General features: G+C 39.5%; 12 protein-coding genes. 9 read left to right on the top strand and 3 right to left on the bottom strand.

The window, feature by feature from the left end:
- Positions 1-96: 96 nt before the first annotated feature.
- The 3 genes from JWR87_RS16320 to JWR87_RS16310 all read left to right on the top strand — a co-directional run bounded on the left by JWR87_RS16320 (position 97) and on the right by JWR87_RS16310 (position 2,302).
- Positions 97-882 (top strand): PhzF family phenazine biosynthesis protein, encoded by a 786-nt coding sequence (locus JWR87_RS16320; RefSeq protein WP_297822090.1) that lies wholly within the window; start codon positions 97-99, stop codon positions 880-882.
- Between the two features lie 2 nt (positions 883-884).
- The gene (rnhA, locus tag JWR87_RS16315; RefSeq protein ID WP_297822088.1) at positions 885-1,367 is read left to right on the top strand and encodes a ribonuclease HI; all 483 of its coding nucleotides are present in this window, start codon (positions 885-887) and stop codon (positions 1,365-1,367) included.
- Positions 1,368-1,651: 284 nt separating this feature from the next.
- Positions 1,652-2,302, top strand: coding sequence for a diphthine--ammonia ligase (locus JWR87_RS16310; RefSeq protein WP_297822086.1), 651 nt, complete (start codon positions 1,652-1,654; stop codon positions 2,300-2,302).
- A gap of 52 nt (positions 2,303-2,354) precedes the next feature.
- Here the strand turns inward: JWR87_RS16310 and JWR87_RS16305 are convergent, their stop codons facing one another.
- Positions 2,355-3,740, bottom strand: a complete 1,386-nt coding sequence (locus tag JWR87_RS16305) for a putative sulfate exporter family transporter (protein ID WP_297822084.1) — start codon at positions 3,738-3,740, stop codon at positions 2,355-2,357.
- Between the two features lie 87 nt (positions 3,741-3,827).
- The gene (recQ, locus tag JWR87_RS16300) at positions 3,828-5,993 is read right to left on the bottom strand and encodes a DNA helicase RecQ (protein ID WP_297822082.1); all 2,166 of its coding nucleotides are present in this window, start codon (positions 5,991-5,993) and stop codon (positions 3,828-3,830) included.
- A 174-nt stretch (positions 5,994-6,167) separates the two neighbouring features.
- Here recQ and JWR87_RS16295 point away from each other — a divergent pair, with 174 nt between their 5' ends.
- A complete protein-coding gene (locus JWR87_RS16295; protein ID WP_297822080.1) occupies positions 6,168-6,296 on the top strand; it encodes a hypothetical protein in 129 nt (42 codons plus the stop codon).
- A gap of 37 nt (positions 6,297-6,333) precedes the next feature.
- Here the strand turns inward: JWR87_RS16295 and JWR87_RS16290 are convergent, their stop codons facing one another.
- Positions 6,334-7,311 (bottom strand): acyl transferase, encoded by a 978-nt coding sequence (locus JWR87_RS16290; protein WP_297822079.1) that lies wholly within the window; start codon positions 7,309-7,311, stop codon positions 6,334-6,336.
- Positions 7,312-7,363: 52 nt separating this feature from the next.
- Between JWR87_RS16290 and JWR87_RS16285 the strand changes: the two genes are divergently transcribed.
- From JWR87_RS16285 to JWR87_RS16265, 5 genes are all read left to right on the top strand, one after another.
- A complete protein-coding gene (locus JWR87_RS16285; RefSeq protein ID WP_297822077.1) occupies positions 7,364-7,810 on the top strand; it encodes a hypothetical protein in 447 nt (148 codons plus the stop codon).
- A gap of 6 nt (positions 7,811-7,816) precedes the next feature.
- Positions 7,817-8,728, top strand: coding sequence for a hypothetical protein (locus tag JWR87_RS16280; protein ID WP_297822075.1), 912 nt, complete (start codon positions 7,817-7,819; stop codon positions 8,726-8,728).
- Between the two features lie 2 nt (positions 8,729-8,730).
- Positions 8,731-9,849 carry a M42 family metallopeptidase gene (locus JWR87_RS16275; RefSeq protein WP_297822073.1) on the top strand — a complete coding sequence of 373 codons (1,119 nt, stop codon included), beginning with the start codon at positions 8,731-8,733 and terminating at the stop codon, positions 9,847-9,849.
- 95 nt (positions 9,850-9,944) lie between these two features.
- A complete protein-coding gene (locus tag JWR87_RS16270) occupies positions 9,945-10,493 on the top strand; it encodes a hypothetical protein (protein ID WP_297822071.1) in 549 nt (182 codons plus the stop codon).
- Positions 10,494-10,639: 146 nt separating this feature from the next.
- Positions 10,640-11,338, top strand: coding sequence for a hypothetical protein (locus JWR87_RS16265; RefSeq protein WP_297822068.1), 699 nt, complete (start codon positions 10,640-10,642; stop codon positions 11,336-11,338).
- Positions 11,339-11,368 lie beyond the last annotated feature (30 nt).

Genomic DNA, 11,368 nt, shown 5'->3' with positions numbered 1-11,368 from the left:
ACCTGTCATCTGCCCCTTTTTCCTTCAACTGTCCACCGTCATCTTTTTTCGCGTCTCAACTATTTTTATTGTTCTTTTGCCGTTCAAAGTTACCCCATGTCCAACCCTTTTACGATCTACCAGGTTGATGCTTTCACAACAAAACTATTTGGTGGAAATCCTGCGGCAGTTTGTCCATTAGAAACCTGGTTACCAGATGAAGTAATGCAAAAGCTTGCAGCAGAAAACAATCTCAGCGAAACAGCTTTTTTCGTAAGAGAAAATGAAGGCTTTCATCTACGTTGGTTTACTCCTGAATACGAAATAGACCTTTGCGGTCATGCTACTCTTGCAACCGCTTTTGTGCTCTTTAATTATCTACATTTCGCAAAAGAGGTTATAAAGTTTCGAACCAAAAGTGGAATGCTTGAAGTAAGAAAAAAAGGTGAATTGATTGAACTAAACTTTCCGAGCAGAATGCCGCAGGCATGTGCAGTGCCCGAAGCTTTATTAAAAGGCGTCAACTTTCCGCCTCTTAAAGTATTAAAGTCAAGAGACTATTTTTTAGTGTATGAAGATGAAGCATTAATAAAGCAAATTGTTCCTGACTTTAGTTTTTTAAACCAGCTAGATACCATTGGAGTAATCGTGACGGCAGCTTCCGAAGAAGTGGACTTTGTTTCACGCTTTTTTGTTCCAAATTCTGTAATCGGCGAAGACCCGGTAACTGGTTCAGCACATTGCAATCTTATTCCCTACTGGGCAAAAGAATTAAATAAAACTGTGCTGACAGCAAAACAATTGTCGGCGCGTGAAGGCGAATTATTTTGTGAAGACAGGGGCGAACGGGTAACCATGGCGGGGAGCGCCGTTTTATATCTAAAAGGAGAATTCTACTTGTAACTATGTCAACAAACGAACACCAACTAATAATATACACTGATGGGTCAAGTCGTGGCAATCCGGGTCCGGGCGGTTATGGCGCAATTTTGCTGTGGGGTGATAAACGTAAAGAACTTTCGGCCGGTTATCGCAAAACGACCAACAACCGCATGGAGTTACTAGGTGTCATCTCTGCACTTGAAAGCCTCACGAAAAAAAATATTCCTTTAACCATTTACACAGATAGTCAATACATCGTAAAATCAGTGCAGCTTAAATGGCTCGATAAATGGATAAAGACAAACTTTGCCGGCGGCAAAAAAAACAAAGACTTGTGGACCCGTTTTTACAACATCGCTAAAGACTACCAGATTACCTTTCAGTGGGTAAAAGGCCACGCAGACAATCCATTAAACAATCGCTGCGATGTTCTTGCAACAACTGCTGCAGATGGCAGAAACCTCTTAGTCGATGAAGGGTATGAGCGAGAACTCGCAAACAGATAAAGGTGATCCGGCAATGGTCAATAGTACAAATGATAATATTTTTGTTACCCGCTTCCCAACCCTGTAGAAATCATTGTTGCTAATAAACATGAATATTTTTTTGTTACAGGCGGCCGGATTTCTATTAAACATCGTTGTGTCACTCCCTTGTACTGCAACCAAAAAATCGGCAGTTCATTTTTGTCTGGTTTCAAGCCCATTTAGGGTTTTCGTGCATCGCGCTCTTGTACTTTTATTTATTCTATTCAACGAGGTAAAACTCCCAATAAATATTCAAACTAACCATGAATACTACCTGTAGCTGGAGCGGTGGCAAAGACAGTTGTTTTGCGCTAATGCAGGCAATTAAACAAGGATATCAACCAAAAGCACTGTTGAACGTTTTAAATGAACATGGCAAAATATCCCGAAGCCACGGAATTCCTTCTGAAATCTTAAAAGCCCAGGCAGATAGAGCAAATTTGCCCATGTATCTGTTTCCAAGTAGCTGGCAAGACTATGAAACAAAGTTTGTAAACGCATTGAAATTAATCAAAGCACAGTTTGCATTGCAGTACGCAGTCTTTGGAGACATAGACTTACAAGCACATCGGGACTGGGAAGAAATGGTGTGTGCGAAAGCAGGCTTACAGGCAGTCTTGCCATTATGGAAACAAGACCGCCGAAAACTGGTAGATGAAATGCTTGCCAGCGGAATTGAAACCATGATTGTAAGTTGTAATGAAGTAATGGGAGAAAGGTTTTTAGGCCAAATAATTACCCCAACCTTAGTTGATGAACTGGAAGCATTAGGAGTAGATGCATGCGGAGAAAACGGAGAATATCACACCCTTGTTCTAAATTGTACACTCTTCAACAAACCTTTAAGTGTAACCGTTGAGGGAAAAACCTTGCATGAAAAATTTTGGTTCTGCAATTTGCAGCTTGCCCAATAACACCGTATTCGCCACCATTTAGCTACAAGATGACAGAAGTATTATTCCCTGGCTACTTAATATCAGGCGCAGGAAACAATACTCCTCCAAATAACAAATACGCCCACAACAATGTCCAGGCAATATTAAAGAGTTGCGCCAGGATAAAAGTAAGTGCAGGCCGCCCACCTTGAATTTTAACCAGGTCAGCGAATCTTGCTTCTAAACCAATCGCTACAAAAGCAAGTGCAAACCATACAGTACGCAGACTATTAAGCATACCAGCAACTTGTTTAGTAGTACCGGTAGGAACAAGAAATGAGAACAGTAACGAAGCAGCCAAAAAGCCTAGCACAAACTTTGGAAACCGCTCCCATACAATCGACACCCCTTTGCCTTCTGTAGAAATTTTTGCTGACGGGTCTTTCTTTAGTGTCCACCAGGCGGCAATAAAAATAGCGGCTACACCAATTAAGACATTCTGAGAAAATTTTACAATTACGCCCGCTTTAATTGCTAACGGGCCAACCAGCTGTGCCGCAGCGGTAACCGATGCCGTAGTATCTAACGTTCCTCCAAGCCACGCACCTGCTACAATATCTGACAAACCCAACGCACGAATAACATAAGGCATAAAAATGAGCATAGGAATAGCAACCAGCAACACCAATGAAGTAACGTACGAAAGTTTCTTTTTATCTCCATTGATTGCACCTGCTGCAACTATCGCCGCTGACACGCCGCAAATGGAAACAGCAGAAGCTAATATCACCCCAAACTCATCATCTACTTTCAGCAACCTTGATAACCACATCGAAAAGAACCATACTGTCGACACCACTACAACCGCCTGCAAAATTCCCGGTATTCCGGCTTGTACGATATCGGTAAATAAAATGCTCGTTCCTAATATCACCAATCCTGTTTTAATAAAAAACTCAGAACGGGCTGCTTCTTTTAACCATGCGGGAAGGGCGGTTAAATTGCCAATTAACAACCCTGAAAACAACGCAAAAACAACATATTCTATACCATAATAGTTCACTGTTTTATTGCCAGCGAGTATGAGCGAAACAATACCAAGCACAAATATTAAAGCGAAGCCCTTAACAAATTTTCCTGCATTACCTCCCGACAATGAAATTGCTATTGAGGAGATCGCCATAAAGACCAAACCAATCGCCGCTATCAACAGAAGGTTGTTGATGGCAAAAACTTTGGTTACCAGATCGTTCGTATCAGCCCATTGATAAACCGGAGTCGTAAATTTAAAACCAGGTGATGCTATCGCAAATCCCAGGATACCGGCAACAATAATTCCTCCTATTATTACCGCCCACCAATCTTCTGTGAGTGCCGACCAAAATGTTTTTGGTGTGCAATCGTTTACATCTTTTTCAACTCCATCGACAAACTCGTTTATTACAGGAGTGTTAGTAGGAACATTTGTTGACGGCATATGCAAGTTTATTTGTCTAAAGTAATTTGTTTTGCTTTAAAATCGTTCGTACCGGCACGATGTTAAAAATCGCTAAGAAAAATTATCTTAATCATTTGCATTCATGGCGGCCAACACCATTCTAATATCTCCGTATCCAATCTCTTCCGGTAAATTTTCTTTTAAAACCTTTAAACTATTCCGCCCAAATATTTCTGCAGATTTCTCTATCGCCATTCGTTTACTCCCTTCCACCAGGTCATCTATTTGAAGTTCGTGTCTGGCAATATAAAAGCTCAGATGAGTTTCAATGGTGATGGCAGACAGGTTTCTTTCTTCTGCAATCTCCGCAATCGTTTTACCTTTTTTATACATCTCAAAGGTGAGACGTTTGGTATCAGACGCACGTTCCGTACCAGGAGCTGTTTGCTTTCTCTCGCGCTTTGGCTGTCTTAAGTGGGTACGGGTTTGCAACTTATAAGCCATACAAAAGTCTTGTACCATCTCTAAAAATGCTTGTCCATATTTCTCTGCCTTAAAAGCGCCGAACCCCGAGATTTTCAATAATTCACTTGAAGTAATTGGAAGATAAGTTGCAAGATCAAGTAAAGTGCTGTCGCTAAAAATAATGTAAGAAGGCACGTTTTCCTCCCGCGCTATTTTGTTGCGCAACAGTTTCAGGTTTTCGAATAACTCTTTTTCGTAAGAATGCTGTTGGTGAATCTCGGGTTCGTGTGCAATTTCTATATTCACAGGAGCTGACAAATACACCTTTTCTTTTTGAAACAACACTGCTCTGCCTTTTTCAGTTAAGTGTAATACAGGATATTGCCCGTCTGATTGCACGAGATACTCATAGTCGAGCAGCTCCTTTGTATAATGCAACCACTCCTCCTTTGAAACATCTTTACCAATTCCGTAAACACTAAGTGCTTTATGATCGGCACGCATCTTTTCGTTGTTACTTCCTCTTAAAACATCTACAACGTATCTCATACCAAAACTTTCTTTCAATCGTACAACAGCACTTAAAATTTTTTGGGCAATAATGGTAGTATCCTTTAAAACTGGTTTATTTAAACATACATCGCAACTACCACAATAGTCGGCCGCCTCATCACCAAAATAATTAAGCAGGTACTTTCGTCTACATGTTTTTATCTCGCAGAACTTGCTCATCTTATCAAGCTTTTGAAGCATAATCTTTGTCTGGGCCTCATTTCCTTCCACTTCGGCAAAACGTTTTAGTTTCAATACGTCGCCCGCACCATAAAATAATACAGCCTCGCTATGTAATCCATCTCTTCCTGCCCGGCCGGTTTCCTGGTAATAGCCTTCTATATTCTTTGGCAGATCTACATGAACTACAAAACGCACATTACTTTTATTAATACCCATACCAAAAGCAATCGTTGCAACGATAATGTTTATATCATCTTTCAGAAACTTGTCCTGTCTTTCATCTCTTACTCCTTTGTCTAAACCTGCATGATAAGCCTGCGCGTTAAAGCCATCCGCTTGCAAATCTTCCGCAAGCTTTTCGGTCGAAGTCCTGCTTAAACAATAAATAATTCCGCTGTCTTGTTTATGCTGTTTCAGGTAACTGATCAGCGCTTCATAATAATTCTTTTTTGGTTTTACATAATACCAAATGTTGGGGCGGTTAAAACTGTTTTCAAAAACCCTTACATCATCAAACTGCAGCTTATCAATGATATCTTTTTGAGTAAGCGCATCGGCAGTAGCCGTAAGTGCAATGATTGGAGTAGAAGGAAACTTTTGCTTAAGCTGGCCCAGCACCAAATATTCCGGCCTGAAGTCGTGGCCCCATTGCGATATGCAATGCGCTTCATCAACCGCAAAAAGGGAAACATTTATTTGTTGTAAAAATTGCATAAACTGTGTCTCCTTTCCCATTAACCTTTCGGGCGCCAGGTACAACAATTTAAGCTGGTTGGATTGTAGCTTTTTAAAGATTGCATTTTGTTCGGCATTGCTTTGGGTACTGTTTAAAAAAGCTGCGCTAATACCGTTTACAACCAATGCATCTACCTGGTCTTTCATCAACGCAATTAACGGGCTTACAACAATGGTTGCTCCCGGCAAACACAAGGCGGGCACCTGGTAGCACAAACTTTTACCGCCACCCGTTGGCATCAGCACCATCGCGTCATTTCCTGCAAGCACATGCTCAACTATTTCCTGTTGATTGTGTCTAAAGGAATCGTAGCCGAACACCCTTTGTAAAATTGCCGTGGGATTAATTGAAGACATAATAGAAATAATTCATGTATTTTAAAATTAGCGCAAACAAGAGTTCTCAGGAAACTTTTTTGTGATCCGTCCTCAGTTATCCTATCATCATTAGGGGCGTCGCACTCTTGTACTTTTAAGAATTCTATTCATCCTTCCATTATTGCTAAAGCACCTTCCATTTAAAAAAAGAGTATGGCAAGTCGGCAGTATGAGTTTCAGCAAGCGATATGGGCTAATGCAAAAGATGTAAAAGAAACATTACTCGCTTTTGCTAAATTAAAAAACAGTTGGATGAACGTATTGCGACGCAACGATGTTTAACCGGAGATAAAATGACCGAAACAAAAAAATTGACGCCTTACATAACCATCAAACTACACCCTCTTATATCGCTGTTATCTCTTCTTCCAACTACTTCAAAACTGCCATCTTCAAATATTCTTCCAACGTCATCTGTAGCTATGAAACTGCAACTGTAAATGTTAGCAAGATCTATCACATTAATTAATCCTCGTCCCTTACCAGTTATTAATAGGGGGTCGTCTTCGTCTCTTACCAAAACTTTCATCCACGGAACCGTGTTAAAAATTCCTTCGCCAAAAGAATATCCCTGCGACAATAACTCTGTCATTCCATATTCAGAATGTACAGTTGGTACGCCTAACCGTTGCTGCAAAATAGCATGCACCTCTTCCCTCACCATTTCCTTTCGCCTTCCCTTCATACCACCCGTTTCCATTACCGTCGTATATTTTAGCTTTATCGGAAACTGATCGGCAAAGTCAAGCAGGGCAAAAGTGACGCCTATCAACAATGTCTTTTGCTTGCGGTCCTCCAGATCCTGTAACACGCTGGCCAACTTTTCAAACTCGTATAAATAAAAGCCGCTTTTGTTATGACCAGAAATCCTTATCAGCTCTTCGACCATCATAATTAAAGACGATCCTTTTCTTTCAAGAAAAGAGGGAAGCAAACCAATAATGCACCAGTCTTTGGGGTCGCCATAAAACTTTCGGAAACCTTCTGTAAAACTTTCTGTATATAACTTTGGTTCTTTTACAAAGTGCCTGCTGTTAGCTGTACGGGTAGTACCGCTGCTTTCAAAGACAAGCTCAGGTTCAATAGGTCCGGTAACCACTTTATGCGTTTTGAAAAAAGAAACCGGCAAAAAAGGAATATGAGCAAATTCGGTAACCTTTTTAATATCAATCCGGAGAGCATCAACCCAGTTTTTATAAACGATGTTTTGCTGATATTGAAATTGGAAAATATCGAGTGCATGTGCGCCAAAAGTGTCTTGCGACACTGACAAAATATTGTTAACAATGTCTTTCACTACTGCTTATGCATGAAGGGTTTTGACTAAATTTGGAATGTAAAAGAAAATCATGAGCACAAAGATATTGGTTACAATTTTTGCCTTAGGTATTTTGGCAGGGTGCGGAAAAGATAAATATGCTACTAAACCAACGTTGACATATAAAAAGGTAAATACTAAGTTTTTAAATAACAACGAGACTTTAACCTTTACTCTTGGCGTTAGCGACGCGGAAGGAGACCTTCAGGATAGTTTGTGGGTTCGGGAAATTGTAAAAGGATGTGCTACCGGAGGTTTTACTGCTAAATATAAAATGCCTGATTTTACAGCTACTAAAAATTTGCAGGGCGAAATACAGGTCTGTTATTCATATGGTTTAAATCTTGGTTGCCCTCCCCTAACTCACTCAAGCTGCGTAAGCAGAAATGATACAGCAACATTTGTATTTTGGATACAGGATAAAGAAAAAAATAAAAGCGACACGGTAGTAAGTGAACAGGTGGTGATCTCTAAATAACAGGAGTTGTTTAGCAAATTTATAAACGCTTTCTTTTACGGAAACATATACCTTGGCATTTGTGCCGTAGCGCTTTGTATTGAAACTAACCTGCTTAGCGGCATCTCTTTAAATGTTTTCCCTTTTTATTTTTTAATCTTCTTATGCACCATTGTTTATTATACGATGATTTATGCAAGAAGCGTAAGAGTAAAAAATTTTAATGAGCGTGCGGGGTGGTATTCAAAGTATTTGTCTCAAATAAAAACTGCGCTTAGAGTTGCTATCGTTTTAACCGTACCGTCCCTCATTTTTCTTTTAGCTGTTAACCTTCATCGTATACTTTCATTATCACTGGTTCAGCTTTTACTTATTTCTGCTTTTCCGATAGCTGCTGCGTGGTATACATTTACTCCTAAAGCTTTAAAGCTTATTAAAATAAGGCAAATTGGATGGATAAAACCTTTCATTGTTGGCTTAACCTGGGCTGGTTGGGTCACCATTTATCCAATTATAATCTGGCAGGTACAAAAGAATGAGTCTTTTGATGCTCCTTTTGTTCCGCTCCTGGTATTGTATATCCAAAATTTTCTATTTTTTTCCATCAACGCAATCATCTTCGATATTAAGGATTATAGAACCGATTCTTATTATCAACTTAAAACTTATCCTGTAATTTTTGGCGTAAAAAACACTATTCGCTTTATTGTTTTGCCCTTAACCCTGATAAACCTGGTAGCGTTTTTTATTTTTCAACGCCAGCAAAACTTCTCACATCTGCAAACCTCCATTCAACTGATTCCTTACGTTCTGCTGGTGATCATTATCTTGCGATACCGGGAGGGAAGGAGCGTTTTATATTATCTTGCGGCGGTTGATGGCTTGGTATTTTTAAAAGCTTTCTGCGGAATAACAAGTGTTTTATTAATAAAAAAGTAACAATGCCGAAATCAAAAAAAGAAAAGAAGAACGAGGAAACGATATTAAACGAGGCATCTCATTCATTTTTGCGGAATTATTTAAATAATCCATCGCCAGTTGGTTTTGAATCAGCCGGGCAAAGAATCTGGCTCGATTACCTGCAACCCTACATTGATGAAAAATTTGTAGACCCTTACGGAACAGCGGTAGGTATAATAAATCCAAACCAGCCATTTAAAGTTGTTATTGAAGCACACGCTGATGAAATAAGCTGGTTCGTTAATTATATCACAGATGCAGGTTTGATATATTTAAAGAGAAATGGCGGCGTTGATCACCAGATTGCTTTAAGCAAACGTGTTATTATACATGGCAAGAATGGAAATGTAAAAGCCGTTTTTGGATGGCCGGCTATTCATACACGCCTTTCTAATCCTGAACAAAAAGAACCACAACCCAAAGTTGAAAGCCTGTGGCTGGATTGTGGTGCGAGAAACAAGAAAGAGGTGGAGGATCTTGGAATTCATATAGGTGCAGTAGTTACATACGATGAGGGGTTTGAAGAACTTTCTTATGACCACTACATTTGCCGTGCTATGGACAACCGCGTTGGTGGTTTTATGATTGCCGAGGTTGCGCGTTTACTGAAAGAAAATAATGTACAGCTTCCCTACTCGTTATATGTGGTAAATGCTGTGCAGGAAGAAGTTGGTCTTCGTGGTGCGGAAATGATTGCGCGTCGTATAAAACCAAACATCGCTATTATTACAGACGTAACCCACGACACCACTACTCCCATGATAAATAAAATGATAGAGGGAGATTGTGCTTGTGGAAAAGGGCCCTCACTAGCTTATGGGCCCGCAGTGCATAATAAGCTTTTAACGCTTGTACAGGACGTTGCACAAAAATCTGAAATACCTGTGCAGTTAAGAGCAGTCAGCCGCAGTACAGGTACAGACACTGATAGCTTTGCTTATGCAAATGATGGCTGTCCGTCTGTGCTAATTTCTATTCCATTGCGCTACATGCATACTACAGTTGAGATGCTGCACAGAAGCGATATAGAAAATACGATTAAACTAATGTATCAGACTTTACTAACGCTTACTCCCGAAACAAATCTGAATTATTTTTAGGGGCCAAGCAAGTTGAGACAGATATGCCATACCGTAAAGGTGTGGCACATCTGTCTGCTAATTTTTTGCAAGTGGTGAATATAATTTTTGTAACTATGCGAAGAGTAACTTCTTCGCATTTTTTTATGTACTTAAGGCAATTACAAAAACATAGCCCATTACTAACAGCCCTCGTCATTATTTTCATATGCGCGCAGCTATTTGTCATACTAATCTGGGGCATCGTTATCACTCCTTTTTATAATTACGGAATGTTTAGTGAAGTAATTAAGGTAAAAAATGCCTACCAGATATTTGAAGTTGAGCTAAATGGCAAAAGGCTGCGGGGTAAAGACTTTTCACCGCAGAAATGGGATAAGATCCTATTGCCATTACAATTTTACGCGGGTATAAAGACTAGCAACCAATTATATAAATCGGACATAAAAAGGTTGCTTTACAAAATGCGCATTCCTGCAAACGATGCAAATTTTCTTCTTACCTGCAATTATCAACAATTTGAAAACTGGTATAAGGATTACCTGCAGGATGTGACAAACCAAAAAATAGAGGCCTTCGCTGTTAGCTATCGTAACTATCAATATCATTCAAATAAATTACAAACCTCTCCTACTGCAATTCCGCTTTCACAAATATGCCGCTAACCGAACGACATAGGAAACAGATTATTTATGCTTATTGCATTATATTTTACCTGTTGATGTTGTCGAAACTTTTAAATGGGCTCTTTCTTTTTCAAGTAAAGCCGTTTTTATTTAATAATCGATTTGACTTGTTTACGTGGATGATTATGAAAACCGGTCTTCATCAATGGTTGTTAAATAACCCTTATGGCTGGATTGTTTGTGATGTCTTTTTCTACTCGATGCCGTTGTTGTATTTGTTTGCTTATAAAACAAGCACACGGTTGGTGAGTGCTGCTGCAGTTGTAATGCTGGTTGTAAACTTCATCTACATTCAATGCTACACCTTGTACCCTACCAGTAGTGTTGAAGGCTTTATTGCCTGGTTACTTTTTCCATTTTTATTGATGTGCATTACACTGAAAAATTTCTATTTTATACTACATGCACTTCGTTACTTCTTCCTGTTCTTTATTACGTCAGCTGCTGTTTGGAAGTTTGTTCAGGGAGGCATTTTTAATATTGAACAAATGAGTGGCATTCTGTTATTTCAGCACAAAGAATATCTCGCTTCTTCGCCGGACTCGTGGTACACGTCATTCATTTACTGGCTTGTTAGTCGCCCTTACATTAGTTACTTCTTATACCTAACGGCAACCGTACTTGAGCTATCCTTTATAACAGGCTTTTTTACCAGGAAACGGGACTATTTTCTTGTTGGTGCATCTATTGTTTTTCTTTTGACGGATTCCTTTTTGATGAGAATACCTTATTGGGAAATAACTCCTTTTCTAATAACTCTTGTATTTTCAAAATATTCTTTTCCGTCTTCCGCCACATTTAAAGAGCGCAATAGATTAGTATAAGCAGTTGCAAAACCAAGAAAAAGCAAAATA

The organism is Segetibacter sp. (genome assembly GCF_025963695.1).
In the GTDB taxonomy this organism is placed as follows: Bacteria; Bacteroidota; Bacteroidia; order Chitinophagales; family Chitinophagaceae; genus Segetibacter.
This window is presented reverse-complemented; position numbering and strand designations above follow the sequence as displayed.

What these genes read in the sequence shown, in the direction of transcription:
- JWR87_RS16320 (WP_297822090.1), top strand. Translation starts at nt 97, where the DNA reads ATGTCCAACCCTTTTACGATCTACCAGGTTGATGCTTTCACAACAAAA.
- JWR87_RS16270 (WP_297822071.1), top strand. Translation starts at nt 9,945, where the DNA reads ATGCGAAGAGTAACTTCTTCGCATTTTTTTATGTACTTAAGGCAATTA.
- JWR87_RS16275 (WP_297822073.1), top strand. Translation starts at nt 8,731, where the DNA reads ATGCCGAAATCAAAAAAAGAAAAGAAGAACGAGGAAACGATATTAAAC.
- rnhA (WP_297822088.1), top strand. Translation starts at nt 885, where the DNA reads ATGTCAACAAACGAACACCAACTAATAATATACACTGATGGGTCAAGT.
- JWR87_RS16310 (WP_297822086.1), top strand. Translation starts at nt 1,652, where the DNA reads ATGAATACTACCTGTAGCTGGAGCGGTGGCAAAGACAGTTGTTTTGCG.
- JWR87_RS16285 (WP_297822077.1), top strand. Translation starts at nt 7,364, where the DNA reads ATGAGCACAAAGATATTGGTTACAATTTTTGCCTTAGGTATTTTGGCA.
- recQ (WP_297822082.1), bottom strand. Translation starts at nt 5,993, where the DNA reads ATGTCTTCAATTAATCCCACGGCAATTTTACAAAGGGTGTTCGGCTAC.
- JWR87_RS16265 (WP_297822068.1), top strand. Translation starts at nt 10,640, where the DNA reads ATGAAAACCGGTCTTCATCAATGGTTGTTAAATAACCCTTATGGCTGG.
- JWR87_RS16295 (WP_297822080.1), top strand. Translation starts at nt 6,168, where the DNA reads ATGGCAAGTCGGCAGTATGAGTTTCAGCAAGCGATATGGGCTAATGCA.
- JWR87_RS16305 (WP_297822084.1), bottom strand. Translation starts at nt 3,740, where the DNA reads ATGCCGTCAACAAATGTTCCTACTAACACTCCTGTAATAAACGAGTTT.